The sequence below is a fragment of the Eilatimonas milleporae genome, assembly GCF_003688555.1.
In the GTDB taxonomy this organism is placed as follows: domain Bacteria; phylum Pseudomonadota; class Alphaproteobacteria; order Sphingomonadales; family Kordiimonadaceae; genus Eilatimonas; species Eilatimonas milleporae.
The window spans coordinates 168,391-194,514 of the sequence record NZ_REFR01000009.1; the positions used below are offsets into that span (position 1 = coordinate 168,391).

General features: G+C 60.6%; 19 protein-coding genes and 1 tRNA gene. 4 read left to right on the top strand and 16 right to left on the bottom strand.

Annotated elements, in window-relative coordinates:
- Nucleotide 1 precedes the first annotated feature (1 nt).
- The 4 genes from tilS to BXY39_RS01675 form a co-directional block, all read right to left on the bottom strand.
- Nucleotides 2–1,348: a tRNA lysidine(34) synthetase TilS gene (gene tilS, locus BXY39_RS01660; protein ID WP_121937096.1), complete on the bottom strand. Its 1,347-nt coding sequence runs from the start codon at nt 1,346–1,348 to the stop codon at nt 2–4.
- A complete protein-coding gene (locus BXY39_RS01665; protein ID WP_170163543.1) occupies nt 1,336–2,256 on the bottom strand; it encodes a tetratricopeptide repeat protein in 921 nt (306 codons plus the stop codon). The genes tilS and BXY39_RS01665 overlap by 13 nt, the downstream gene beginning before the upstream one ends.
- 367 nt (nt 2,257–2,623) lie before the next feature.
- Nucleotides 2,624–3,175, bottom strand: coding sequence for a peptidoglycan-associated lipoprotein Pal (pal, locus tag BXY39_RS01670; RefSeq protein ID WP_121937098.1), 552 nt, complete (start codon nt 3,173–3,175; stop codon nt 2,624–2,626).
- A 334-nt stretch (nt 3,176–3,509) separates the two neighbouring features.
- Nucleotides 3,510–4,166: a LysE family translocator gene (locus BXY39_RS01675; protein WP_170163544.1), complete on the bottom strand. Its 657-nt coding sequence runs from the start codon at nt 4,164–4,166 to the stop codon at nt 3,510–3,512.
- Nucleotides 4,167–4,576: 410 nt separating this feature from the next.
- On the opposite strand from BXY39_RS01675, the gene ygfZ reads away from it, so the two are divergent.
- Nucleotides 4,577–5,392, top strand: a complete 816-nt coding sequence (gene ygfZ / locus BXY39_RS01680; RefSeq protein ID WP_170163545.1) for a CAF17-like 4Fe-4S cluster assembly/insertion protein YgfZ — start codon at nt 4,577–4,579, stop codon at nt 5,390–5,392.
- A 171-nt stretch (nt 5,393–5,563) separates the two neighbouring features.
- Here ygfZ and ppdK read toward each other — a convergent pair whose 3' ends face one another.
- The 7 genes from ppdK to BXY39_RS01715 all read right to left on the bottom strand — a co-directional run bounded on the left by ppdK (nt 5,564) and on the right by BXY39_RS01715 (nt 14,733).
- Nucleotides 5,564–8,248 carry a pyruvate, phosphate dikinase gene (gene ppdK / locus BXY39_RS01685; RefSeq protein WP_121937101.1) on the bottom strand — a complete coding sequence of 895 codons (2,685 nt, stop codon included), beginning with the start codon at nt 8,246–8,248 and terminating at the stop codon, nt 5,564–5,566.
- Between the two features lie 121 nt (nt 8,249–8,369).
- Complete coding sequence (glyS, locus tag BXY39_RS01690; RefSeq protein ID WP_121937689.1) at nt 8,370–10,442, bottom strand: glycine--tRNA ligase subunit beta; 2,073 nt, start codon at nt 10,440–10,442, stop codon at nt 8,370–8,372.
- 5 nt (nt 10,443–10,447) lie between these two features.
- A complete protein-coding gene (locus tag BXY39_RS01695) occupies nt 10,448–11,329 on the bottom strand; it encodes a glycine--tRNA ligase subunit alpha (RefSeq protein WP_245998942.1) in 882 nt (293 codons plus the stop codon).
- A 226-nt stretch (nt 11,330–11,555) separates the two neighbouring features.
- Nucleotides 11,556–12,293 carry a type I methionyl aminopeptidase gene (gene map / locus BXY39_RS01700; protein WP_121937102.1) on the bottom strand — a complete coding sequence of 246 codons (738 nt, stop codon included), beginning with the start codon at nt 12,291–12,293 and terminating at the stop codon, nt 11,556–11,558.
- Entirely contained in the window at nt 12,290–12,634 is a 345-nt protein-coding gene (locus tag BXY39_RS01705) for a chorismate mutase (RefSeq protein ID WP_121937103.1), read from the bottom strand. The genes map and BXY39_RS01705 overlap by 4 nt, the downstream gene beginning before the upstream one ends.
- 53 nt (nt 12,635–12,687) lie before the next feature.
- Nucleotides 12,688–13,599: a S49 family peptidase gene (locus tag BXY39_RS01710; protein ID WP_121937104.1), complete on the bottom strand. Its 912-nt coding sequence runs from the start codon at nt 13,597–13,599 to the stop codon at nt 12,688–12,690.
- Nucleotides 13,600–13,839: 240 nt separating this feature from the next.
- The gene (locus BXY39_RS01715) at nt 13,840–14,733 is read right to left on the bottom strand and encodes a tRNA1(Val) (adenine(37)-N6)-methyltransferase (RefSeq protein WP_121937105.1); all 894 of its coding nucleotides are present in this window, start codon (nt 14,731–14,733) and stop codon (nt 13,840–13,842) included.
- A gap of 532 nt (nt 14,734–15,265) precedes the next feature.
- On the opposite strand from BXY39_RS01715, the gene BXY39_RS01720 reads away from it, so the two are divergent.
- Nucleotides 15,266–16,327 carry a polyprenyl synthetase family protein gene (locus BXY39_RS01720; RefSeq protein ID WP_121937106.1) on the top strand — a complete coding sequence of 354 codons (1,062 nt, stop codon included), beginning with the start codon at nt 15,266–15,268 and terminating at the stop codon, nt 16,325–16,327.
- Nucleotides 16,328–16,500: 173 nt separating this feature from the next.
- Nucleotides 16,501–16,577 (top strand) — tRNA-Pro (locus tag BXY39_RS01725).
- 239 nt (nt 16,578–16,816) lie between these two features.
- On the opposite strand, the gene BXY39_RS01730 is transcribed toward BXY39_RS01725, so the two are convergent.
- From BXY39_RS01730 to BXY39_RS01745, 4 genes are all read right to left on the bottom strand, one after another.
- Nucleotides 16,817–19,444 carry a TonB-dependent receptor gene (locus BXY39_RS01730; protein ID WP_170163546.1) on the bottom strand — a complete coding sequence of 876 codons (2,628 nt, stop codon included), beginning with the start codon at nt 19,442–19,444 and terminating at the stop codon, nt 16,817–16,819.
- Between the two features lie 232 nt (nt 19,445–19,676).
- On the bottom strand, nt 19,677–20,744 hold the full coding sequence (locus tag BXY39_RS01735) for a FecR family protein (protein WP_121937108.1): 1,068 nt from the start codon (nt 20,742–20,744) through the stop codon (nt 19,677–19,679).
- Nucleotides 20,741–21,367: an RNA polymerase sigma factor gene (locus tag BXY39_RS01740; RefSeq protein ID WP_121937109.1), complete on the bottom strand. Its 627-nt coding sequence runs from the start codon at nt 21,365–21,367 to the stop codon at nt 20,741–20,743. The genes BXY39_RS01735 and BXY39_RS01740 overlap by 4 nt, the downstream gene beginning before the upstream one ends.
- 642 nt (nt 21,368–22,009) lie before the next feature.
- Nucleotides 22,010–23,617: a methyl-accepting chemotaxis protein gene (locus tag BXY39_RS01745; RefSeq protein ID WP_121937110.1), complete on the bottom strand. Its 1,608-nt coding sequence runs from the start codon at nt 23,615–23,617 to the stop codon at nt 22,010–22,012.
- A gap of 588 nt (nt 23,618–24,205) precedes the next feature.
- Here BXY39_RS01745 and BXY39_RS01750 point away from each other — a divergent pair.
- Complete coding sequence (locus BXY39_RS01750) at nt 24,206–25,294, top strand: endonuclease/exonuclease/phosphatase family protein (protein WP_121937111.1); 1,089 nt, start codon at nt 24,206–24,208, stop codon at nt 25,292–25,294.
- A 156-nt stretch (nt 25,295–25,450) separates the two neighbouring features.
- On the opposite strand, the gene BXY39_RS01755 is transcribed toward BXY39_RS01750, so the two are convergent.
- Nucleotides 25,451–25,891, bottom strand: coding sequence for a tellurite resistance TerB family protein (locus tag BXY39_RS01755; protein ID WP_170163547.1), 441 nt, complete (start codon nt 25,889–25,891; stop codon nt 25,451–25,453).
- Nucleotides 25,892–26,124: the final 233 nt, after the last annotated feature.

Consider the following 26,124-nt stretch of genomic DNA (forward strand, 5'->3'; position numbering starts at 1 on the left):
CCTAAGCCCCTGAAAAAGGAGGCGGACCGGCAGGGGCAATCCGGATTGCCGGCGCAGATACCGACCCGGGGATCAGATCCGGCCAGTGGGGAATGCTCACCAGCCTGTCCCCGCTGAAGACGGCCGGCAGGACCACGGCCACATCGTGCGGCAATTTGTCCCGGCAGACCGCCACGGATGGCGCAGGCAGACTGTTCCAGCCCGCTGTTCCGAGGGGGGCCGCCACAAACGCCGAAGACGATGGCATGACATCCGGCATGTGCACGCGGAAACGCCCGTCATATAGCAGAGTTTGCCCTGGGGTCAGCGTCGTGGATGGCATCGCGGCCAGTTCCCGCACGATAAACAGACTGCCACGCCGGATGAGAAACCGTGTCCCCGCCAGTGTCGCGCCCCTGAAAGCGGGATCGCGCAGGGCCAGCAATAGGTCTTCCAGACGGTCCCCGCGCGGGCCGTAAACGCCGCCTGCGCCACCCTGTGTCCCCATACCCTTTCCCGACACCCATTTCACCGTGGCGGCGAGCGCGCGCAATATCACCTCATCCGGGGCAAGGGCCAGACCGGCGCGGTCAAGAGAGGCAAAGCCCTCGGCCGCACAGACGATATACTGGCGCCCCCACTGATCCACATAATGGTCCAGCGCATCGCGGGCCCGGGCCAGACGCCGGGCGGTATCGGCCAGACGGGCCGGTGTCAGCCCTTCGAGGGGCGGCGCCTTCAGCAACCGGCGCGCCTGAACCCGCGTGTAGGACGGATCTTCGTTGGACGGGTCTTCAATCCAGTCGATATTTTCAGCCTTGAGAAAAGCGGTCAGGCGGCTTTTCGGCTGATCGAGAAGGGGCCGCACCAGGGCGGTCTCGCGGCACCCGGGCACAAGTGTACGACCGCGCATGGCAGCCAGGCCGGTCAGGCCGCTGCCGCGCGCCAGCCGCAGCAGCACTGTCTCGGCCTGATCTTCGCGGTGGTGGGCGGTCGCCAGCGTGTCGATGCCGTTGTCACGGCACCAGGCGGCCATCAGGCCGTAACGGGCCGCACGCGCCGCCGCTTGCACGCCGGTGGCCGGTTTTACCCCCTGCCAGGCAAGACGGTGATGGGCAATCCCGGCCTGTCCCAGCAAACGGGCGACAAAAGCGGCCTCGGACGCGGAAGCGGGTCTGAGACCGTGATCCACCGTCAGCGCCACCACCGGACGGCAACGTGCCGCGAGATGAACCAGCGCCATGCTGTCAGCCCCGCCCGACACGGCCACGGCCAGTCCGGCGGACACGGCAACGCCAAGACGGGACAGGGCCGCGTCCAGTTCAGAAGCGGTAAAAGGATCACCTGTGTCGGTGGTCAGGTGCGGCATCCGGCGGTTTCGCCAAGACGGCGGGCACGCGCCTGAAGGCGGGGGCTAACATTGTCGCCGATCCGGCGAAATTCGGCTAGCGCGTCGCAGGCTTCGGTATTGCTGTCAAGCTGGATCAGGGCATCCGCCAGTTCCACCAGCGCATCGCCGCGCTTTTCATGGTCCGGATGGTCGTCGATCACGGACAGAAGATGCCGCGCTGCCTGCGCGGGACGGCCCTGACGCAGCTCCACACGGCCCATCCAGTATTTTGCATTGCCGGTCAACTCGCCCGTCGGGTGAGCCTCGAGAAACAGGCCAAGCGCTTTTTGCGCCCGGTCCAGATCGTTGCTGCGGACAAAGCCGAAGGCATATTGATACCGGGCTTCCATATTGCCGTCCGGCAGGGCCACGGGCGCATTTTCCGGCACTGCGGGCGCGGCGGTGGGCGGCGATGCTGCCGTTGCCCCGGCAGCGGTTCCGGATGCCGCATCCGGTTCGGCGTCATCGGCCGGGGGCGCGGTGGTCCGCAGGGCCATCACCGCCTGCTCCGTACGGGACAAGGCATTGCTGACACGGCGCTGATCGAATTCAAGCTTTTCCAGACGCCCAGTCAGGTCACGCATCTGCCGCTCCACCGCGCCGACCTGGACCGCAAGATCGGCCAGCAGGCGACGGGTGTCGGCCGCGCCCGAACCGGTTGCGGCGGGGGCGTCCGGCAGAGGGGCCGCGGGCTCGCCTTCCGTGCCGAAAACACGCCTCTGCAAGGCACGCAACTGACGCTCAATGCGGTCAATACGGCGGTCCAGGTCGCGGCCCTGCGCCGACACATCGTCGCCCGTGACCATTGTCAGGGTGACCAACGCGGCGCAGGACGCAGCGATCATGAAAACATATCGCGGACGGAAAAAGACTTTGTCACGGCTCACGGTACTCTCCCTGTCGTCTTTGCGGTTGCCCGCTGTACCGGTGCACTGACATGGCGATCCCATCGCCCCGCAGACACCGGCACCGTGGATACCCGGCATATACAAATGTTTACACAGCCAAAATCTTTACATCGTCCCTGCCGAACCATGACCGGAAACATTTTGCCGCGACCCGGTTGTCCCCACTACCGGAATGCCGGATCTTCAGGCCGGCAGGCAAATCAGATGGCTGTCGGCAATACTCAAACCGCCTTATAGAGGCTGAGCATATTTGTAATACTGGGCACAATAATGGCCATATTCATAAATGCGAAAACCCCGCCCCGGCAAGACCGGAGCGGGGCCTGATCAAGACGAACGCTGCGCTTTACTCGACGACCAGAACGCCGCGGCGGTTCTGGCGCCAGTATTGTTCGCTGTTGCCGACAACGGCCGGACGTTCCTTGCCGTAGGATATAGTGCCAAGACGGCTGGACGGCACACCCAGAGCGACCAGATAATTCTTTACCGCATTGGCCCGGCGCTCGCCCAGGGCCAGATTGTATTCGCGGGTTCCACGCTCGTCACAATGCCCTTCGATGGTCACGCGCTGACGGGGGAAATGGTTCAGCCAATCGGCCTGCTTGCGCAATACATCGCGGGAGCGGGCGGTCAGTTCTGAACTGTCATAATCAAAGAAGATACGATCACCGGCATAGGCCGTCAGGCTTTCCTGATCGGCCGTCCCATACGGGTCCACCTGATCCTGGATCACCTGATCCTGATCGACACTGTCCGGGCGACCGGATTCGGTCTCACCCTGGTCAATCTCCGTGTCGACGGTTTCTGTTTCCGGTTCCGGCGTTTGGCTGCAGGCGGCCAGCAGCAGGGTCGCAATGGTTATAAAGGCAAATTTCGAGCCCAGGCGCTTGGACGTCATGCTTGCTCCCTCCAACAGATCGGGTCGCATCAAGGTAATTACAGACCCAAAGGACCATTATCATTACGCGCGGAAACCCTTGAAGCCCCTGGTAGACAGGCTTCCGCACAGTGGCGTCGCGGCAACTATACTGCCCGACTCCGCAAGGATCAAGCACGCAGGGGCGGCAAAAATCCAAGCAATGCCAAGAACTTTCATAGAATTGTCATTAGATATATTCCACAGGGCCGGTGGATTGCCCCATAAGCACGCACCCAGGGGCCCTTACGGGACCAACCCCAAAGCATCATTTCCGACTGCCGGACCGGTCAACGGTCCGGGGAGACCCACAAGGTCACACCGGTATGTGGAAGAAGACACTGAGGGCCGCGGCACCGGCGAAAAGCCCGATCAAAACGGCGGACCCCCGGTTCAACCGCAGCAGAAGTTCGTCATTGATCCGGCCGCGCAGTGAAAGGCCGATGCCCGACAGACAGACCCACCAGACCGCAGCCCCGAGAAAAACCCCAAGGACAAGGCCGCTGGCATCCATGAACGGATGACCGCTGTCCGCTCCCAGGTCGCCGATACCCGCCGCCGTGTAAAAGGCCAGCAGGCCGAAAAAGACCCCAGGATTGGTCAATGTGATCATGAAACAGGCCACCGTGCTGCGAAAAACCCCACCCTTCAGCGGGCGCATCCGGTCCACCGTTTCCATATGCGGGTGGGCCCGCCAGATATAAACGGCAAGCCCCCCCATGATCGCGGCGCCGAGGATTTTCAGGACAAGGACGTGGGTGTCGATAATGTCGTGCACGAAGTTCAGACCGAATGCGGCCAGACCGGCGTAAAAGGCATCGCCCAATGCGGCGCCAAGACCGATGACCACACCGTGCCGGGCCCGGCCGAACAGGGTACGTTGCAGCACCACGATATTGACGGGCCCGAAAGGCGCGGACAGGGCAAAACCGAACGCCAGCCCCCACAGCATATATCCCACCCAGTCGATCATACCCGTCATCCCGTTACCGGAACACCGTCAGGACATGTGGCGAACCATGGCAGCCGCCGCGCAAATAAAGAGTGGCATCGGTCGCGGTTCCTCGCCACAAGGGCCGGCAGGCTGACAGCACAGTCATTGCGGAAAAGGCACATGGGAATCCTTTACACCCGGTGCGGCACATTTGGAGCAATATGGCCGCCCTGTATGACGGGTCTTCTCTGTACGGGTCTTGGGGTATCTGTGTATGCGGCTGTTGTAGCCAAGAGACCGGGCCGGGCACAAGCACAGCCTGCGAGGCAGGCGCGATTGTCCCGAAGTCCCTTGACCCCGACGGAAAACTGGCCCATGTGAACCCTAATAACGGACCAATTTTGTCCTGATTTAACCCATGTATTCTTTCCCCTGATATGAGGCCTGCCATGCCGTTCCAGTGTCTTCCCCTTGACGACCGCGCCGTCCTGCGTCTGAGCGGGCCGGAAACCAGACCCTTCATAGACGGCCTGATCACCAATGACGTCCCGCAGGCCGACGATACGCACGCCGTATACGCCGGCCTGCTGACACCGCAAGGGAAAGTGCTGTTCGATCTGATTTTGCTGAGTGACGGTGCGGACCTGCTGCTTGACGCGGAAGCCTCCCGCCTCGACGACCTGATCCGTAAACTGACGCTGTACAAATTGCGGGCCGAGGTGGACATTGTTGACGAACGCGACCGTATGGGCGTGTGCGCCCTGTGGGACAACGGTACGTCCGGCACGGACAGTGCGGTGGACGGCCTGACCGTTGCGGACCCGCGCGCCGCCGCACTGGGCAAGCGCTGGTATGGTCCCAAGGACAGCCAGCCGGCAGGCACGGCGCTCGCGCGCGAAACCTATGACGCGAAACGGCTGTCCCTTGGCATTCCATCCGGCAGTTCGGAGTTGAAAACGGAAAAGGATTTCTGGCTGGAGACGAACGCAGAAGTCCTGAACGGGGTTTCCTTTGAAAAAGGCTGTTATGTGGGCCAGGAGCTGACAGCCCGCATGAAACACCGCACCAGCCTGAAAAAATGTCTGGTGCCGATGGTGCCGCAAGGGGGCATGCCATCCCCCGGAGCCGCCATCGTCACCGCCGAAGGCAAGGCCGCGGGCGACGTGCGCGCTGCCGCTGACGGGGCGGTACTGGCCCTGCTGCGGCTGGAACACCGGGAAGCGGAGCTTAACGCGGACGGCATTGCCCTGAGACCTTCCCTTTAACGCAGCCTTCTGAAGCACGGACCGAAAACACACGCCCCGATCATCCGCCCAGGCCTGTGTGTCTAAAGTGCAGTGCCTTGCACCGCCCGCCAGGGCCGCGCGGTGCAAGTACCTGACCGGGCGCCTATCCAAACATCTGGCGGAGGCCGGTTTCTCAGGGTCGGATGAAAACTATCCCTGTTTTTCAGCGGCAATGGCGGCCTGTGCCGCCGCCAGACGGGCAATCGGCACCCGGAAGGGCGAGCAGGATACATAATCCAGCCCCAGTCCCTCGCAGAAGGTGATGGAGGCCGGATCGCCGCCATGCTCGCCGCAAATGCCGATTTTCAGGTCCGGCTTGACGGCACGGCCCTTGTCCGCGCCCATGGACACCAGCGTGCCGACCCCGTCCACATCCAGCGACACAAAGGGGTCCTGCGGGAAAATGTCCATTTTGACATAAGGGTCCAGGAACCGGCTGGCGTCATCGCGGCTGATGCCGATGGTCGTCTGCGTCAGATCGTTGGTGCCGAAGGAGAAGAAATCGGCCGCACCCGCGATGCGATCGGCGCAGATGGCCGCGCGCGGCAGTTCGATCATGGTGCCGACCTTATAGGGCACGGAGGTTCCCTTTTCGCGGAAAACGGCCTCGGCCACGGCTTCCACATGGCCGCGCAGGATGGACAGTTCCTTCTCGGTGGCGACCAGGGGAATCATGATTTCCGGTTCAACCGGATCGCCGTCGCCGGTGGTGACGGCGATCGCGGCCTCGAAAATGGCGCGGGCCTGCATTTCATATATCTCGGGATAGGTGATGCCCAGGCGGCACCCCCGGTGACCCAGCATGGGGTTGAATTCGGACAGGTCCTCGGCCCGGTCCTTCAGGGCCTTGGCGTCCACGCCCATGGCAGCGGCCACTTCGGCGAATTCACTGTCCTCGCGCGGCAAGAATTCATGCAGGGGTGGGTCCAGCAGGCGGATGGTGACCGGCAGGCCGGACATCTCGCGGAAAATCCCCTCAAAATCGTCCCGCTGCATGGGCAACAGTTTGGCCAGGGCCTCTTCCCGCCCGGCCCGGTCGTCGGCCAGGATCATCTGACGGACGGCAACGATGCGGTTGTCATCGAAAAACATATGTTCCGTCCGGCACAGGCCGATGCCCTCGGCGCCGAATTCACGGGCGGTTTTCGAATCAGGCGGCGTGTCGGCATTGGTCCGCACCCGCAGCCGGCGGTACGTATCGGCCCAGCGCATCAGGGTGGCGAAATCGCCGGCCAGTTCCGGTTGAAGGGTTTTGACCTCGCCCACGAAAACCTCGCCCGACGACCCGTCCAGCGTGATGACATCGCCCTCGGCAATCTGGCGGCCGCCGCAGGTCATCACCCCGGCCTTGGCATCGATGCGGATCTGCCCGGCACCGGAGACACAGGGGCGTCCCATCCCGCGCGCCACCACCGCCGCATGGCTGGTCATGCCGCCACGCGCCGTCAGCACACCCTCGGCGGCATGCATGCCGTGGATATCCTCGGGGCTGGTTTCCACCCGGCACAGGATGACCCGGTCGCCGGCCTTGGCGCGGCGCTCGGCCTCGTCCGCGTCAAACACCACACTGCCGGACGCCGCACCGGGCGATGCGGGCAAGCCACGCGTCAGCAGATCGCGCGGGGCATCGGGGTCGAGGGTCGGGTGCAACAACTGGTCAAGGGCGGCGGGCTCCACCCGCGTGACGGCGGTTTTTTCATCGATCAGCCCTTCGGACGCCAGATCGACGGCGATTTTCAGGGCGGCTTTCGCCGTGCGCTTGCCGCTGCGGGTCTGCAACATCCACAGCTTGCCGCGCTGGACGGTGAATTCGATGTCCTGCATGTCGCGGTAATGGGTTTCCAGCCGCACGAACACATCACTGAGCTGGGAAAAGACATCAGGCATGCTTTCTTCCATGGACGGCCCCGCATTGCCGCCGGCATGGTTGGCGTTTTCCCGCGCGGCTTTCGTCAGATGCTGCGGCGTCCGGATACCGGCCACCACATCCTCGCCCTGCGCGTTGATGAGATATTCGCCGTAAATCGCATGTTCGCCCGTGGCCGGATTGCGGGTAAAGGCAACGCCGGTCGCCGATGTGTCACCCATATTGCCGAACACCATGGCCTGCACATTGACCGCCGTGCCCCAATCCTCGGGAATGGCGTGAAGACGGCGGTAAGTTTTCGCCCGGTCGATCCTCCAGCTGCCGAAAACGGCACCGATGGCCCCCCAGAGCTGTTCGCCCACATCCTGCGGGAAGGGATGGCCCAGCACCTCGGCCACCTTGTCCTTGAACCGCCCGGCGAGGATTTTCCAGTCCTCGGCCTGCAGTTCGGTGTCCAGATCCTGACCGCGTTCCTCCTTGTGGATTTCGATCAGTTCCTCGAAATGATGGTGGTCGACGCCGAGGACAACGTCGCCATACATCTGGATAAAACGGCGGTAGCTGTCCCAGGCGAAGCGGTCATCGCCGCTTTGCCGCGCCAGACCCTGCACCGTTTCATCGTTGAGGCCGAGATTGAGGACCGTGTCCATCATGCCGGGCATGGACACCCGCGCACCCGAGCGTACGGATACCAGAAGCGGATTGTCGGTATCGCCGAACGCCGCGCCGACGCTTGTCTCAACCGCCTTGAGGGTACCGTCCACGTCCGCGCGCAGAGAGCCAGGATACTGGCGGTCATGGTCGTAATAATAGGTGCAGACTTCGGTCGTGATGGTAAAGCCCGGCGGCACCGGCAGGCCAAGCGCGGCCATTTCCGCCAGATTGGCCCCCTTGCCACCCAGAAGTTCCTTCATGTCGGCGCGGCCTTCCGCCGAACCGTCACCGAAACGGTACACCCATTGGCCCATGCCGTTATCCTCCTGAATCTGTCTGCGCCCTTAATCCGTTTTCGACGCCCCTGATCAGCCCTAATATGTCAATTCCGTGACGCCGTCACCCCCGGATTGACATGGTGCCGGCGGATCGCCGTCATCCTTCAATTTTGCCAAAATCGGCGACATGGTCGATCGCATCCCGGATCCGCGCCAGGAGACGCAGACGGCGCTGACGCACGTCCGCATCCCCGGCATTGACCGTCACATCGTCAAAAAACCGGTCCGTCGGTGCACGCAGGGCCGCCAGTACCGCCATGGCGGCAGCGAAATCCTCGGCATCAAGCGCGGCATCCGCGCGCGCCGTTGCCGCCGCCAGGGCGTCGAACAGATCCTCTTCCGCCGGCTCCATGCCGGCGGGGCGTGTTTCCAGCGGACTGTAGGACGTGCCGTCCTTCTTTTCCTCGATCCTGAGAATATTGGCCGCGCGTTTGTAGCCGGCGTGCAGGTTTTCCCCGTCATCGGTTTTCAGGAAGGCGTCCAGGGCCGCCACACGGGCCAGAATCCGCACCAGATCGTCGTCCCCCTTGGCGAACACGGCATCGATCAGGTCATGGCGCACGCCAAGCTCGCGCTGCTGCACCGTCAGCCGGTCGGCCAGAAAGGCAAGCAGGTCGCCGGTCGGGTCCTCCACCGCACCCTTATGGAAAGAGGTCGCCCCTTTCACGATACCGGCCAGCGGCAGCCGCAGACCGTTTTCCGTGATCAGGCGGATAACGCCCAGCGCCGCCCGGCGCAGCGCGTAAGGGTCCTTGCTGCCCGTCGGCGGCTGACCGATGCCGAAAAAGCCGACGAGGGTATCCAGTTTTTCGGCCAGTGCCACGGCAACACTGACCGGCGCGGTCGGGCAGGCATCGCCGGGGCCGAGAGGGGCATAATGATCGCGGATGGCATCGGCGACGGCGGCGTCCATGCCTTCCGCCATGGCATAGTAACGACCCATGACGCCCTGCACTTCCGGAAATTCATGAACCATGCTGCTGACCAGATCGGCCTTGGCCAGTCCGGCGGCGCTGCGCGCCGTCTCGGGGCGGCAGTCCGGGATATAGTCGGCCAGCGCCCCGGCCAGTGCGGCCATGCGGTCAACCCGGTCCGCCACGGTGCCAAGCCTGTCATGAAAGACAATATCGGCCAGTTGCGGCAGACGGGCGGCCAGCGGTGTCTTCAGATCCTGGTCCCAGAAAAACTTGGCGTCCGCCAGCCGGGCCGTCAGAACGCGCTCATTGCCGGCCGTCACCGCAGTGCCGCCGTCCTTGGGTTCGATATTGGCGACGAAGATGAATTTCGGCGCCAACCTGCCGGTGACGGGATCACGCAGGACAAAATATTTCTGGTCCTGCCGCATGGTCAGGATCAGCACTTCCTCCGGCACGGTTAGAAAGGCGGGATCGAAACTGCCGATCATCGGCACCGGCCATTCGACAAGGCCGGCAACCTCCGCCAGCAATGCCTGATCTTCCACCCAGTCCAGCCCGGCGGCAGACGCCAGGGTGCGCGCCGTATCGGCAATCAGCGTCATGCGGCGCCCGGTATCCAGAATGACCTTATGGTCCAGAAGCCCGGCTTTATAGCCGTTGAAACCGTCCACCGCGAACGCACCGGGGGCCATGAAACGGTGGCCTTCCGTCCTGTCACCGGCGGCGATACCGTCGATGTCAAACGGCACGACCGCGCCGTCCAGAAGGCACAGGATGGAGTTTAGCGGCCGCACCCAGCGTAAGGCTTCCATCGTGGCGGAGGCGCTGCCCCAGCGCTGTGCCTTTGGCCAGGGGAATTTGCGGATAATGGCCGGCAGGATATCGGTCAGCATGTCGGCGGTGGCACGTCCGGGTCGTTCAATCACCGCGAACAGAAAAGTGCCTTTCGGCGTTTCCCGTTCCTCGCAGGCATCGCGGGTGATGCCGGCGCCGCGCAGAAATCCTTCGACCGCCTTGTCCGGTGCATCGGCACGCGGCCCGCGCCGTTCCTCGCGCACATCTGGCGTGGCCGGTGGCAGACCGGTGACCGTCAGCGCCAGACGGCGCGGCGTGACATGGGCGGCGGCCGCTTCAAACGACAGACCCGCCTCTTTCAGCGCGGCAGTCACCAGACGCTTCAGGTCCTCGGCCGCCCTGGCTTGCATGCGAGCCGGGATTTCCTCGGACAACAGTTCCAGCAGCAGATCGGGCATGGCCTTTATTCCCCCCACCCGTTTGTCGTCATCCAGGCGGCGCAGCATCCCTTGGCGAGATCGCGCACACGCCCGATATAAGCCTGCCGTTCCGTTACCGAAATGACACCGCGCGCATCCAGCAGGTTAAAGCTGTGAGAGGCCCGGATACACTGCTCGTAGGCCGGCAGCGGCAATGCGGCCTCAAGCAGTTTGGCGCACTCGTCTTCCGCCTTTTTAAAGGCCTCGAACAGGGCGTCCGTGGCGGCATGCTCGAAATTATAGGCCGACTGCTGGCGTTCGTTTTCCAGAAACACATCGCCGTAAGAGGTTCCGGCGCCGTTGAAATCCAGATCATACACATTGTCCACGCCCTGCACGAACATGGCCAGACGTTCCAGCCCGTATGTCAGTTCGCCGGACACCGGCTTGCAGTCAAAACCCCCCACCTGCTGAAAATAGGTGTACTGGCTGACTTCCATGCCATCGCACCAGACTTCCCACCCCAGGCCCCAGGCGCCCAGCGTCGGACTTTCCCAGTCATCCTCGGCAAAGCGGATGTCATGAACCGCCGAGTCGATACCAATGGCCGCCAGTGACCCCAGATACAGATCCTGCATATCCTTCGGCGACGGCTTCAGGATGACCTGAAACTGGTAATAATGCTGCAAACGCATGGGGTTTTCCCCATAGCGGCCATCGGTCGGACGGCGGCAGGGCTGAACATAGGCGGCCTTCCACGGCTCGGGCCCCAACGCTTTCAGCGTGGTCGCGGGGTGAAAGGTTCCGGCCCCCATCTCCATGTCATGGGGCTGGAGGATGACGCAGCCGCGATCCGCCCAATAACGTTGCAGGGTCAGTATGATCTGTTGGAAGGGCATGCCCTTGTGGGCGGTCGTTTCGGCCATGATCCTGAGAGGTAAAATTGTTGCAATTGCGAAGGTGGCGGGCACGCTAGCCGCCACCGCCGCCAGCGTCAAGCGCGTGAACCGTCTTGCCCCCGGCGGCAGGAATATTCAGACCGGTCGGACAGGCGCCGGAAGGGGGCAACGGCCGCGGGGAGCAAGGGCCGCAGGGGGGTAAGGGAATATCTGCCCGGTCAGGGCATGAACCCCTTGCCCAGTCCTAAAGCCGTCAGGTCAGGACGATGGGTGCGCCGTCCGTGACGACGAAGGTATGTTCGAACTGGGCGCCAAGGCCGCCGTCCTGCAAGCGCAGGGTCCAGCCATCGGCATCCTCCACATAGGACCGGCTGCGGGTGGCGAGAAAGGGTTCGACCGTGATCACCTGTCCCCGTTTCAGGCGGCCCTTCTGTGCCAGGCTCAACGTGTTGCTGACTCTGGGCTCCTCATGAATCCAGCGGCCGACGCCGTGTCCGTTCAGGCCTTCGACAATGTGGTAGCCATGCTGCTTCGCCCTCGCCTCGACAATACGGGCGACGCCGCTTATGGGGCGGCCGGCCCGTGCGGTATACATGGCGCGGCGCTGTGTGTCCTCGGTCGCCTTCAACAGGGCCGCCACCTCGCGGCAGGGCGCACCGACGCACATGCTGGCGCCGGTATCGGCGAAATAGCCGTCCTTTTCCGCCGAGACATCGATATTGACCATTTCGCCCGCCCGCAAGGGGCGGTCGTCGGGAATGCCGTGCGCCACCGCCGTACCGACGGATATGCAGGCATGGCCCGGAAAATCATAGGCCAGTTTCGGCGCCGAGCGGGCGCCGGCGGCCGACAGCATGCGCCCGGCGATATCGTCAAGCTCCAGGGGGGTGATTCCCTCACACACACGAGCACGCATCGCCGCCAGAACGGACCGGCAGATAGCGCCGATTTCCTTCATTTTTTCAAGATCCTCGTCGGAACCGATGGTCATGATCCGTCCTCCTTGCCCGTGTATTCATCCGCCGGGGACTGCTCCAGGCTACCGCTTTCGCGGATACGCTCATGGTGGCGGATCACCTCACGGATAATGAATTGCAGAAATTTTTCGGAAAAGGCCGGGTCCAGATTGGCGGACCTGGCAAGCGTCCGCAGACGTTCGATCTGCTCGCCTTCGCGCGAGGGATCGGCGGGCGGCAGGTCGTGTTCCTTTTTGTAAAACCCGACCTTCTTGGTAATCTTGAAGCGTTCGGCCAGCAGAAAAACCAGGGCCGCGTCGATATTGTCGATGCTTTCACGATATTCGCGCAGTTTCTGCCGGTGCGTATCGTCCATGCCTGCCCCCAATGCCTGCCGTGCCGCTGCCTTACATTCAGATCAAGGACACCCTACAGACCGTAGCGGTTCCACCAAAGCCTTTCTTCGACCGCGGCGAGAACCCCACGGCCCAGGCCGGACGCCAAACCGTCACCGGTCAAGGCGGTACCGGCCAGGGCGCGGGCAGCGGCGTCTTCGGCCGGCACCCCGCGCCGGAGGCCCAGAAACGACCCCAGACGGGGCCGGCGCTGTTCGACGGGACGCAGACGCACCTTTTCGCCGAAACGCTCGCGCATGACACCGCGCAGATCGCCGAGCCCGTCGACAAGGCCCAGCTTGCGCGCATCCTCGCCGGTGAAAACCTCGCCCGAGAAAATACGGGTACGCGCGCCCTTCAGCCGTTTGCCCCGACGGTCCCGGACCAGGGATTTGAAGTAATCGTGCACGTCCTTCTGGATGGCGCCAAGACGCTCCACATCCTCGGCGTCCTCGGGCAGGAACGGGTCCAGCATGGATTTCTTGGCACCGGCCGTATAGAGTCGCCGCTCGATCCCCAGACGATCAATCGCACCGGTAAAGCCGAAGCCGGACGATACCACCCCGATACTGCCGATGATGGACGCCTCATGGGCGTAGATCTCGCTGCCGGCCAACGCCAGCATATACCCGCCGGAGGCCGCCACATCCTCGGCAAAGGCAATGACGGGCACGTGCTTTTCATCCGACAGGGCCCGGATACGTCGCAGGATCAGCGCGCTCTGCACCGGCGAACCACCGGGCGAATTGATGGCCAGCGCCACCGCCTTGACGCCCGGCATGGTGAAGGCACGCTCGATCGGCTCGGCCAGGCGGGTCAGGCTGAGCGACTGCTGGAAGCGTCCGCCGGCGCCGATCACCCCTTCCAGCCGCAGGACGGCGACAATGGGCGCGCCTTCACCAAACAGGCGCTTGCGCAACGCATAAAACACTTTGCCAATCCCCATCGGGTCCATCCTTTACAACGGCATGGTTCGCACCGGTCCGAAACCAATCCGAAAATCCGGACCGCACGGGCGCTTCCCCATGTGATTAGCCCGCCCTGCCCCGCAAGGACAAGGGCAAGTTACGGGACAAGAACAGGAAAAGGCGCAGGAAAACGGCGGTGCCCAAGATTCCACACCGTCAAACCGCATGCGGTGCTGGACGCCGCGCCCAGGCAGTGACGGCCGCCGGGGCAAAGGGTGTCAGCGCAGCGTCAGGGCAGCGCCGTCCCGCAGCACGGCCTCGGCCTCGGCCGAATAGCGGTCATGGAGACCGTGCAGCGCCAGCCCCGGCAGCAGACGCACGGACCCCGCAACCCCTTTGCGGCCCTGAATGATCACACGCTTGGCCGGCATGCCGGTGCGCGGCCACAGCGGCAACACCGTCAACTCGCCCACCCTGCGGTGCAGATAGGCCATGACCTCGTCCATCCGGTCCGCCCGGTAAATAATGGTCACGGTCCCCTTGACCCTGGCATGATACAGACAGTAGCGCAGCCAGTCCTTCAGGCTGGCGCTGCTGTCCATATGGGCCAGCCCTTTCGAGGCATCCGGTGGGCGAATCCCGTGCCCCCGCGCAAGATAGGGCGGATTGATCATCACATGGTCAAAAGTACCCTCGACACCGTTCAGCGCCGTAATGTCGCTGTGTTCGACCGCGATGTCGTCCCCGGCCCCGTTGAAGGCGATGTTGCGCCGGGCATAGTCGAGCAGGTCATCCTGAATATCCACGCCGCGAACCTGCACACCGGGCACCCGCGCCCGCAGGCAGAGGGCCGCCCCACCGGTGCCGACACCGCCGTCCAGCACCCGGTCACCGGGATGTGCCGGGATCGCCGCCGCCAGCAGGACCGTATCCATGGAGACACGGTATCCGTGCCGGGGCTGTATCAGCCTGACGGTGCCGCCGAGAAAATCGTCTATGGTTTCCGGGCCTTCCGAGCTCTCTGGGATCTCCGAGCTCTCCGGGATCTCCGAACTCTTCGAGGTTTGCGTGTCGGACCGGTGTGGATGCTCGGACCGCATGACGGTGCCTGGGGAACCGTCCGGCATGTCACCGGCCCGGCCGGCGTCCATCCGGCTGTCAGACTGGGTCATATGATTACCTGAATACTTTGTATGCCTGCGATGATTATCCTGGGGTGATTATCCTTGGGGCCGTTATCCCTGAATTCCGTTGTCTGAATTCCCTTGTCTGTGGCTCTGTTTCCGTCTGTACCGCGCTTTCCAGTGGCTTTCATACTATATTTCAAGATATTTCCGGGCGCCGTAGCTGGATACCGGACTGCACCAGGCCCGCGCAGGCCCCTGATCCTGATATGCCCCGATGCGAAACCCCAGAATGCGCTACTCCAGAATGCTTTGACCTGGGGCGGCGGTCAATGATGACGGACAGCAGCGGTCCGGTTTTTCCGGTGCGGCTCCGGTTCGTTTCCGGCCCGATTATCCGGTCTGGTTTTCGGCCCTGTCATTCCGGTCCGCCTTGCCCGGCCGGCGGTGCGGCATGATGTGCGCCCCCTTGCCTTTGGGCGCCCCTGTCAGTAATGTCCGCCCGCGCGGCGGTATATACCCCATACCGCAAGGCGGCTATATTGTTTGAAGTGACACTTGTCTCGAGAGAGGTCCGCCCATGAGGGGACTGTCCCCTGCGGCCAGCGCCGCAGAAAAACACTCCGCCACGGCGGCCACCCGGCAGGACGGGAAACCATCCGGCCCCTCGGCCATGGACCGGTTACAGGCTCTGGTGGCTGACGACATGGCGGCCGTGAACGCCTGTATCCTGGACCGGATGCAAAGCCCGGTGGCCCTGATCCCGCAATTGGCCGGTCATCTGGTGTCTTCCGGCGGCAAGCGGCTGCGCCCCGTTCTGACGCTGGCCTGTGCACAGCTGATCGGCTTTGAAGGCAGACGTCATATCAAACTGGCGGCGTGTGTGGAGTTCATTCACACCGCCACCCTGCTGCACGACGATGTGGTCGATGCCAGCACGCTGCGGCGGGGCCGGGAAACCGCCAATGAAATCTGGGGCAATCAGGCCAGCGTTCTGGTCGGCGATTTTCTGTTCAGTCGGGCGTTTGAGCTGATGGTCGAGGATGGATCGCTGGACGTGCTGCGCATTCTGTCGGCCGCATCGTCCGTCATTGCAGAGGGCGAGGTACTGCAACTGACCACCACGGGCGATCTTGCAACGGACGAGGCCACATATCTGGATGTCATCGGCGCCAAGACCGCCGTGTTGTTCGCGGCGGCGTGCGAAATTGCCGGCGTGGTGGCCGACGGGGACGATGACACCCGTGCCCGGCTTCGGTCCTTTGGCCAAGCGCTGGGTATCGCCTTTCAGATTGTCGACGATGTTCTGGATTATTCCGCCCGGCAGGCAACGCTGGGCAAAACCGTCGGCGATGATTTTCAGGAAGGCAAGCTGACCCTGCCCGTCATCTATGCGCTGGCTGGTGCGGATGCCCCCGAAAAGGCGTTCTGGAAACGCTGTCTGGAGGATCTGGACCAGCGCGACGGCGATCTGGAACAGGCCCTGTCCCTGATGGGCCGGCATGACGCCCTGCCGCGCGCCATGGACCGGGCGCGCGACTATGTGCGTGACGCCCATGCGGCCATCGCCCCCTTTGCCGACGGTCCGATGAAACAGGCGCTGAGCGATATCGTCGATTTCGTGATTGAACGCGGCCATTGACGCGGACCCCGTTTCGACAGGGCCGACAGCTGGCGGAAACGGCAAAATTACGGCAAACTTCCCTCTTGCGCGCGTGCGCGGCTTGACCTATACACACGCCCGCCCGGTCATGTACCGTGGCAGACATGCCGTGTCCGCCCCACGGCGATTTCAAACGGGCGGATATCCCGTATCGGGGGGTAGCTCAGCCTGGTAGAGCACTGCCTTCGGGAGGCAGGGGCCGGAGGTTCGAATCCTCTCTCCCCGACCATCAAGACGACAAGGGGCCGCCAATTGATTTGGCGGTCCTTTTTCGTTCGTCTGGAATGGATGCTTTTCCATGTATCTCATACGCATTTCCACCTTGTGCAGGGTTCCGCATGAGGCTGAAGCAGGGGCCGCCCGGCACACAGCACGGAAATCGCAGATCATAGTTCCGTATTATGGCGGTCCTTACCCACGACCCAGGGGGCGGCTGGTGGTTATGTCCGGCTTCAAACCGCCGATGGCCTAAAATTCCAGATCGATCGACACGCCGAATGTTTGCGGCTGCCGAAGGGTGAACCCCGGCCGACTGAGGAAACGGTTATCACCTGTCGTGCCGAAAGCCGTGTTTTGATTTGCAATCAGGATGTTGGTGGGTTGATCGGCGTCAAACAGGTTTGTCGCAAAAACCGTCAGGGTGAAATGATCCATGCGATAGCCAAGGCGTGCATTTACAATCGCTGCATCCTCCACACGCTCGGTAAAATCAGAACCGAGATCCTCAGAGCCGAAATTGAAAACAGTGCTCTCCGCGTCGCCCTGATAGTTCAGGCTGACATCACTGAAAAACCCGCTCCTGTGTCGATAATTCGCACCCAGTGAAAATGAAACATTCGGCGCGTTTTCAAATTCATTGCCGGACAAGTCTGCCTCCGCATCGCTTGCGAGACTGAGAGGAAATTCGTCAAATTCAGTCCTGAGCAAACCGAGGCTGCCATAAAGGCTCAAATTTTCCGTTGCTTCATAATTCGCCGACAACTCAAGACCATAAAGCGTCGACTCCGCGGCGTTGACGGTAACCTGATCCGTGGGCACACCCGACGGGCCGGGTATACTGATCTGTTGATCCTGATATTTGCTGAGAAAAACCGTGCCATTGAACGTGAGATCACCGTCTAGCCATACAGACCTCCAGCCGGCCTCGTAACTGGTCAGAAATTCCGGATCGAATGTACCGACACTGAAAAGACCAGTGGCTTGATCGATCCGCAGGAACGGACCACCCGCCCGATAACCACGCCGCGCGCCCACAAAGACGGAATGATCTCCACTAAAATGATAGGTCACGGCGGCGCGCGGCAGAAACACCGTGAAATTATCCCCCTGCTGGGGCTCGGTTGGAGGTGTCAGGAAATCAGCGGCCGCAATGCAGTTGAGCGTAACGACCGGAAGCGGCGCGCCAACAATCGATCCCGGCACCGTTACCAAACACGTATCCGGGACAATATCGATACCCTGGAAATCATTCTGTGTGGTGAAATTCTCATCATCGATCCGGAACCCCAGATCGATTGTCCAGCGAGCCGACGGTTCATAGCGCACCGACGCGAAAGCGGAATAGTTTTCAACTTTTGATTGGCCAAGGAAGTTAATACTCAAAATACTGTCCGCTGGCGATACCTGGAACGGGATTTGGCTGGAAAGCGGAACATTACTAAGGCCATCAGATGTGGAATCCGTCCTGAAATAATACCCGCCGATCAGACCGGACAGTTTTCCGAATTCGAATTCCAGCCTCGCTTCCCCGCTATATGTGACATTTTCAAATTCATTATTGACGCTCGAGCCTGTAAAGCCGCCACCATCGGCAACGTCGAATGAGGTTTCAGTGTTGGCATCCTCATAGGTACCGATAACCCGGAGTTTGAACGCCTCGTTGATGTCATAGGTGATATCGGCGATGGCACGGTAGGTTTCGCGGATGTTTGCAAACGTACTGTCAAATGTCAGGGGGCCTGTCTGATCAAAGTCCGCAAACGCAGGGTCGACGACAGGAACAGGTGCTCTTGCTATCGATGCGCTGCCGCTTTCACGATCGATATATTCAAGTGTCAGAAGAACGCTCAGATCATCCAATGCAGCCGGTTCAATTAAGAGTTTACCCCTTAGGCTGAGGCTTTCGCGGGAGTCTTGGGCCTCCCCCGTGAAAGCGTTGGTCAGCAAACCATCACTTTCCTGATGGTCGCCACTGATACGAAAAGCGAGCTGGCCTTTGAGAAGCGGACCCGATACAGCGGCCGAATATTGCCGTGTGCCAAATTCGGCAATCCGGGCACGGGCCTTGCCATCCCACTCATATGTAGGATTGGCGGACTGTAAAAACACGGCGCCTGCCAGCGCATTGCGCCCCTGCAGGGTGGATTGCGGTCCGCGCAAAATCTCGACCTGTTCGACATCCCAAAGCGACTGAAACCCGTCAAGAGCCGTCTCTGTCGCGGGCGCACCATCCAGATAAATGTTCGAGGTCTGACCCTGGCCGGCAAAATCCGTACCGTTACGACTGATCCCCCGGATCGTGATATTCGTGACACTTCCGTCAACCGACGAAATATTCGGCGTGCGCTGTATGATATCCTGAAGGCTGAACAGCGCTTCGCTTTCAATCCGGTCTGCCGTGAAGATTTCCGCCGAAATTGTCGTATCTTGAACGGAGAGCTCCTGCTTTGTGCCGGTGACAATAATCGTTTCGATAACACGCTTTTCATCGATACCGTCTGCCGGGGCGGGGGTGCGGTCAGGTGTCGTTTCCTGCCTCGCAATCACATAGGCGCCGTCTTCAGCAGGCGTCGCGACAAGCCCGGAGTCCGCCAACACCCGCCGCAACGCCTCATCGACGTCCATTGCACCGGAGACAGATGGCGCGGTTTTACCGGCGACAAGACTGTTTGGAGCCAGGATATCGACATTGAAGGCATCCGAAATAGCGAGAAGAGATTGGCTGAGAGCCCGTGCGGCGATGTTGATCTCCTGCTGCGTTTGGGTCTGGTTTTCCGATTGGGCCAACGTCGGCGGGACCGACACGCAGATGGCCAGGGAGGATACCGCCACAGCCAGAACAGGCTTAACCCGTTGAAAAAATGACTTTTTACTCACGCTCGCGCACCCCTTACGCCTTATACCGCGAATGCCACTCATTCGCGTTTGTACTGTTTAGACCGGTGGGGGTGAGAAAATGCCTCCCTGCGGCATGAAAAAATTCACAAACTCGTAAAAGTGATAGAGGCTCGAACATCTCTTATACAGATTGAAGCCAAGAGACACTCCATACCCTTGTTTATGAATGGCTTTTTGAGGGATGATCGTTTTATGACTTTCGTCCGTCGCACTAGCCGTCTTCATTATCGCGCGCCCGGATGCGCACGATGTCGGGATCACTTTGATCAATTGTTACCGGAAATGACAAAGCCAGCATGCGAAGCATGCGATCCACATTGTTTGCGTCGAACGACGCCGTGATGGTTTCATCGGCAAAGATCAGTGCACTGTCGGACAGGGTAATCCGTCTTGCATCATAACGGTTTGCATCCGCCACCAGTTCCGCCAATGTCGCGCCATCGTAAACAAGTTTCCGGTTGCGCCAGACGCCAACCGTGTCCGGTGCCACGTCGCGCACAGGGCGCAGCCCCTCCTTTTGCGTGGCGGCGATTTCCCGCCCTTCACCGAGCATCTGCCGTTTCTTGAAGTCGATCGCTTTTCCATTCAGCACATATGGGTAAGCCACTTCGACAAGACCTTCGGCGACCGCAACCCGGAACACACCGCCATTGCTGCGCACATCAAACTTTGTCCCCAGCGCCCGCGCCGTCAAATCGCCCGCATTGACAGAAAAGGGCCGGGATGCATCCCGCGCGACATCGAAAAATGCATCGCCGTTTTTGAGCTGCACGGAACGTTTGCGATGGGACATTAGGATTTCTATTTCGGATAATGCACCAAGGGTCACAATCGTTCCGTCTTTCAGGGTCACCGTCTTGGTTTCAGAAACCCCGGTGGTGAAAGTAGACAGCTCTGCATTCGTGGTAGGAATACCGCTTTCAAACGCGGTGATAAACAAGGTGGCGGGCAAAGCGATGATGACAATGGCGGCGGCCATGGCCGCAAAACGAAGCCGCGTTGCGGCGATCAGGTCCCTTGTTTTTTCCAGCAGCGGTATTTGTCGAACGGCAGACGGCGATGGCATCAAATCAGGGTCTATATCCTCGGGCCGCAAGTGATCAAAAGCCGCCCAATAGGTTAAAGCCCTATCATAGGCGTCTTCATGTCGACTGTCCTGGTCAAGCCATGTTTGAAGGGCCTGGTGATCCGCATCCGTCGCCGAGGCTGACTGAACACGCTCTCGCCATTCATGGGCGATGCGACTTAGTTCCTTTTCATCCTCTCTCAGAGTGTTCATTTTGTCCGCCCCCGCAGTCTCTCGGCGAGGTAAATTTCAATATCATGGGCTGCCCGTGTAATGTGCTTCTGAGTGGGCGTTCGGGATATCTTCAGCCGCCTAGCCACATCGGACACAGACAGTCCCTCTACTTTATGCAGAAGGAAGGCATGGCGTCGCTTTTCCGGCATTCGTCTCAACGCTTGATTGATGGCATTCAGTTCCGCTTTTACTTCTAGGACCGCTTCAGGCGTCGAATTGTCTCCCCGCGACGGAAAAAAAAGATTTTCAACTTCAAAGTCGTGCCGGGTACGTGTGTTCTCCCTGTCGAGGCCATTCAGGAATGTGTTACGGGCTGTGCGCCAAAGAAACGCCCTCAGATCACGAATATCGGATCGATCAGGCCGCAGCATGAGTTTTTCAAACGCCTGTTGCGCCACGTCCTCCGGATCAGGCGGCCCATTCCCGAACATTCTCCGTAAAGAAGCAATCAGATAACTGGAATGCTCCTTGTACAAATCCTCGATATCATCATTGCTTTTCAGGCGGGCACGTGAAGCGCTTGTCACGGCGGAGAGGGACGAACATTTCTCTGCGTCCACACCATCATCGCCTGTGGCAGTGCCGGGCGGGATATCACGCATGCACGCCCCTCCGGCAGGAGATACCGACCATCGTCGGTACTGTCAGTACTAACGTTCCTGTCAGGATATCTAGCCGACTGTATGCCGTGACTGTTTGCATCTCATTTTAATTTCAATACACATGAGAGCGATTCGCAGTTACATTTAAATTAAAATCCGACATAATCAACAAAAGAGTAGTGCTGAACGACTCTTTTGCTCATCGCGCAGTGCAAAGGGCGTTCATTGTCGCGGGGGCAGCCACAGCCTGATCATTCGATCGACCACGATGGAAATGATACGATCCTGCAAGGTCGTCTGTCGTTCTGATGCGATAGGGCCTGTCGCGGCCTGTGCCGTGTGGATGTAAACGTCGACCGGTCACCCAAACGGCGGAAGAACCGGTGACGGTTGCCCCAAGAGATGCGAGGAATGCTTCAGACCGATGGATACAGGCAGCATACCGGAAGGCATCAGCGGACTGGAAAGGCAGGCCGTCCGCAAGAGGCACCTGCGGGAAATGCCAACTGGCTGCCCTGCGCCGGCAAAATTGATTTGGAACTGAGCCGATCCCGTTACACGCAGCCATCAATAAAGACCCGCCAGGTGCCCTTGCCTGGCGGGTCTTTCCCGTTCCGGCCGGTTTTAAACCGGTTGAACGCCTTACAGTTTTTTGACCTCCTTCAGGAAATCGTCGCTGGCCGTTTTCAAGGCGCTGTTGTCTCTCTTGACGATATCAACCGATGCGCTGAGTTCCCTGGACGCCTCCCCGACCGCGCTGAACCGGGTCATCACGGCACCGGCGGAAGATTTGAGCTCGCTGCTTGTCGAGGCGGCTTCCTGAATCGAACGGGCGATCTCCTCGGTTGAGGAGCGTTGCTCTTCCGCAGCGGCCGCGATCGTCTGGCTGACATCGCGCAGTTCCCTCAGCGCCTCGCTGATGGTGCCGATGGCGGTCACCGCCTCACCCGTCACATCCTGCACGGTCTTGATCTGATCGCGTATTTCATGGGTCGCCTTTGACGTCTGGGTGGCCAGTGATTTCACCTCCGACGCGACGACGGCGAAGCCTTTGCCGGCATCGCCGGCGCGCGCGGCCTCGATCGTGGCGTTGAGCGCCAACAGATTGGTCTGGTCGGCAATGTCATTGATGATGCCGACAATGTCGCCGATGCGCCTTGAGGCCTCGTCCATGGCGGCCATGGTCTCGGTCGTGCGGCTGGCGGCCTCATTGGTCTCGGATGTTTTTTCCGACGACACCGCGATCTGCCGCGCGATTTCAGCGGCGGATGAGGACATTTCCTCCGTCGCCGCGGCCACGGTCTGGATGCTGCCGGCGGTCTGCTCGACCGCGCGGCTCATCGTTTCGCCCTCGCGGACGGTTTCCGAGGACGCCTGCGCCATATCTTCGCTGACCCCGGCCAGTTTGACGGCGTTTTCATCGGCCGACGCGACGAGACCACCGATACGGGTTTCGAAGTCAGTCTCAAGATTCTGAAACTGTGTGCGCAGGCTCCAGGTGACCATCGGACCAACATAATTGCCATCGGAATCGCGGACCGCCGACGCCCGAAGGTCGAACACCTCGGGCCCCAGCTTGAACACGGCCCGATGCGGCAGGTTGCCCGGGTCGGCCAACATCGCACGCTGGTGCGCGGGGTGTTTGTGGAAGATGTCGATGCTTTGCCCGACGATTTCTTCCGGCGGCACCGGCAGATGTTCCGCAATCGTGCGAAAGGTGTCCAGACTGGCCTTGTTCATATACTGGATCGTAAACTGCTCATCCGCGACCATGACCGAGATCGGCATTTCCTCGATCATGTTGCGCAGCCGGTCCTGCTCGGCCTGGAGTTTCAACTTCTCCGTCACCACGCTCCAGGTCAGGAGGAAGCCGCGATGGGCCCCGTCATCATCAGCCAGCCGCTGGACGTAAAGATCCAGTTTTTCGTCACCCAGCGTGATGATGGATGAAAAAGGCATATTGTTCGGATTGGCGAGAATGCCGTGCTGATGCGCGGGATTGGAATGGAACACATCAATGGACTCACCGATCATGTGATCGGGATCTATCCTGATGAGGTGTTTCAGTTTCTTCAGCGTTTCCACGCTGAGAGCATTGGCATAGGTGATGCGATATTCCGTATCGCACATAATGGCAGCCATGGGCAGTATATCCATCATGCGCTGAAACGGAAGCGATGTCCGTCCGGCGGTTGGAGCAGCCGTGGTCAGGACATCCAGATGATCGTCCCGTGCAAAAAGTTTACGCATGAACAACTCCTTCAACTGAGAAGAGCGTCCCCGAATATTTCGGGTTGTGCATTTTTATAATGTTGTTTTAGGACAACTCGACCCTTATCAAATTATCCAATCAGAACTATAAATGATGCTTTAATCAAAAGGTATAATTTTACTTTTTATTGTTTTTATATATTTGTATTATGCAATAATATATACTATTGGTAGAAAAATTTTTTATTTTCGTGCCAATATTTATTTAAAATTGTATTTGCGAATACATGCTATTTGGATGATCAATCATCCACCATCAGCACAAAGGAGCCGCTGATCCGACATCGGCAGCGAGAGGCTGTCCGACCATCATCCGGCCTGTACCATCGGCATGGGCAACAGAGGCCGCGCCAGGAAAGAAACAGGCAATCATTAAGGACGATCCGCTGCGGCACGCCGACATCGGGCGCGCAAGTATGACGCGGTGTGGAATGGGTCACGAAAACGGCGCGATCGTCCCGGTGCGCTGCGCGGGCAACACCGCCCGCACGCATTGGTCTTGACAATATTGGGCGCGGCCTTCATGGAGCCTGCGCGGGCTTTACACCAGGGGAGAGATACCCAGTCATGGTCATGCGGGCGCTGAAAGGTTTCGCGGCGGTACTTGCCTTGCTTGTCACGGCTTTTGCCGTGTGGGTGTATGCATCGACCCATCACCCGGCGGCTGAGGAACCGGCCATTATCGCCGGTACCGATAACGCGCCGCTGGCGCCTGCCGGCCGGGCGCTGACCGTGATGAGCTGGAACATCCAGTTCCTGGCGGGCAACCGGGACAATCATTTTTTCTACACCGGCGGCACCGATCCATGGCCGGATCTGGCACGCACCGTTACCGTGGCCGACGAAGTGGCCGCCGTGATCACGGATGCGGACCCCGATATCGTCCTGCTGCAGGAAGTGGACGACGGCGCCGACCGCACCCATGGGCGCGACCAGTTGGCGATGCTGCTGGACCGGCTGGCCGGGCGGTACCCGGTGCATACATCGGCCTTTTACTGGAAGGCGGCATTCGTCCCTCACCCGGCGATCATGGGCAGGGTTGGAATGAAACTGACCATCCTGTCCAAATATCGGCTGGAGAATGCGGTGCGGCATGCCCTGCCCGCCATCAGCAGCGACGACATACTGCGCCGACAGTTCAATATGAAACGCGCGGTGCTGACGGCGGACCTGCCGCTTGAAGATGGTGGGCGGCTGCATGTGATGAACGCCCACCTATCTGCCTTTGCGCAAGGGTCGGACACCATGAAACGGCAGGTGGCAAAGGTGATGTCCCTGATCCAGTCGCAGGAAGACACCGACACGCCGTGGATCATCGGCGGGGATTTCAACCTGTTGCCGTCCGATGGCGTTTACGAGCGTATGACCGCCGACACACGCCGGGATTACAATCCGGCGGGTACCGAACTGGCGCCGATGATGGCACGCTTCAAGGCCATCCCGTCCCTGACGGCCGCAAACGGACCGGATGCGGCCCTGTGGTTCACGCATGGCCCGCCCGACGATCCGGCACGGGCGCCGGACAAAACACTGGACTATCTGTTTTACGGGGGTCCCTTGCGTTTGGGGGACCACGGGGTGCTGCACGACGGCACACGCCTGATTTCCGACCATCTGCCGGTGATGGCGGCCTTTGCGGTCAAAACCGAACGGTAAAAGCTGATCCATCTGCCGATGCCAGGGCGGGCGGAGCGATACGGCTCATGGTCGTATCACAGGATAAACGCAGGGCCGGACGGTGAAAGTCATCTGATGCCAGTCATATTAAAGGACTGGCATTCCTTTAACAGACCGTAACCGGGCGGTTTGCCTTCAAGCGTCCCGCTCCACCTCATGCTTGAGGCGGATACGATCTTCCGCCGTCACGCCGAGCAGGCCGGATATTTTGGCGATGGCATTCAGTTCGAAATTTTCCAACCTGTGGTCAGCCAGCGCCACACGCCACAGCAGACGGACGATTTCCTGTCGGCCGTCCTGATTCAGTTCCGACGTGACGATACGGGTGAAACGGTAAAGGCAGCTGGCATCGGCCTGCTGGTCGACCGCCTCGGTCATCAGGTGCTCGGCTTCCACGTCGCTCAGCCCGAAATGCTGCCGCAGTTCGGTAAGCAGGACCTGTTTCTCACGGGCATCGAAATCATCATCGGCAACGGATACCTGTACCAGAAGGGCGGCGGTTGCCAGTTCCAGTCCACGGTCCGTGTCTCCGTCACTGTCGGACAGCCCCAGCAACTGGGACACCTTGTTCCACATGGCAACCTCCCTGCTTAAATGCCCTGGGCATACTGCCGGGGCATGTTTCCGGACGGAACGGGCCTGACGACCGTCCGGCTTCTGATAACGGCCAGCCCCCAGCATAGCAAGCAGTGTTACGACCGGAAGCCCCGCGCGGCAAGGCGACCGACAGAGACGACCACCGGACACAACGTGCAAAAACGTCACCGCAAAACGGCAGCCCTGACACCGACGCCGGATTGTATGCCCTA

Excerpts from the sequence above, each read along its gene's own strand:
- tilS (WP_121937096.1), bottom strand. The coding sequence starts at position 1,348 with ATGCCGCACCTGACCACCGACACAGGTGATCCTTTTACCGCTTCTGAA.
- pal (WP_121937098.1), bottom strand. The coding sequence starts at position 3,175 with ATGACGTCCAAGCGCCTGGGCTCGAAATTTGCCTTTATAACCATTGCG.
- BXY39_RS01675 (WP_170163544.1), bottom strand. The coding sequence starts at position 4,166 with ATGATCGACTGGGTGGGATATATGCTGTGGGGGCTGGCGTTCGGTTTT.
- ygfZ (WP_170163545.1), top strand. The coding sequence starts at position 4,577 with ATGCCGTTCCAGTGTCTTCCCCTTGACGACCGCGCCGTCCTGCGTCTG.
- ppdK (WP_121937101.1), bottom strand. The coding sequence starts at position 8,248 with ATGGGCCAATGGGTGTACCGTTTCGGTGACGGTTCGGCGGAAGGCCGC.
- glyS (WP_121937689.1), bottom strand. The coding sequence starts at position 10,442 with ATGCCCGATCTGCTGCTGGAACTGTTGTCCGAGGAAATCCCGGCTCGC.
- BXY39_RS01695 (WP_245998942.1), bottom strand. The coding sequence starts at position 11,329 with ATGGCCGAAACGACCGCCCACAAGGGCATGCCCTTCCAACAGATCATA.
- map (WP_121937102.1), bottom strand. The coding sequence starts at position 12,293 with ATGACCATCGGTTCCGACGAGGATCTTGAAAAAATGAAGGAAATCGGC.
- BXY39_RS01705 (WP_121937103.1), bottom strand. The coding sequence starts at position 12,634 with ATGGACGATACGCACCGGCAGAAACTGCGCGAATATCGTGAAAGCATC.
- BXY39_RS01710 (WP_121937104.1), bottom strand. The coding sequence starts at position 13,599 with ATGGGGATTGGCAAAGTGTTTTATGCGTTGCGCAAGCGCCTGTTTGGT.
- BXY39_RS01715 (WP_121937105.1), bottom strand. The coding sequence starts at position 14,733 with ATGACCCAGTCTGACAGCCGGATGGACGCCGGCCGGGCCGGTGACATG.
- BXY39_RS01720 (WP_121937106.1), top strand. The coding sequence starts at position 15,266 with ATGAGGGGACTGTCCCCTGCGGCCAGCGCCGCAGAAAAACACTCCGCC.
- BXY39_RS01735 (WP_121937108.1), bottom strand. The coding sequence starts at position 20,744 with ATGAACACTCTGAGAGAGGATGAAAAGGAACTAAGTCGCATCGCCCAT.
- BXY39_RS01740 (WP_121937109.1), bottom strand. The coding sequence starts at position 21,367 with ATGCGTGATATCCCGCCCGGCACTGCCACAGGCGATGATGGTGTGGAC.
- BXY39_RS01745 (WP_121937110.1), bottom strand. The coding sequence starts at position 23,617 with ATGCGTAAACTTTTTGCACGGGACGATCATCTGGATGTCCTGACCACG.
- BXY39_RS01750 (WP_121937111.1), top strand. The coding sequence starts at position 24,206 with ATGGTCATGCGGGCGCTGAAAGGTTTCGCGGCGGTACTTGCCTTGCTT.
- BXY39_RS01755 (WP_170163547.1), bottom strand. The coding sequence starts at position 25,891 with ATGTGGAACAAGGTGTCCCAGTTGCTGGGGCTGTCCGACAGTGACGGA.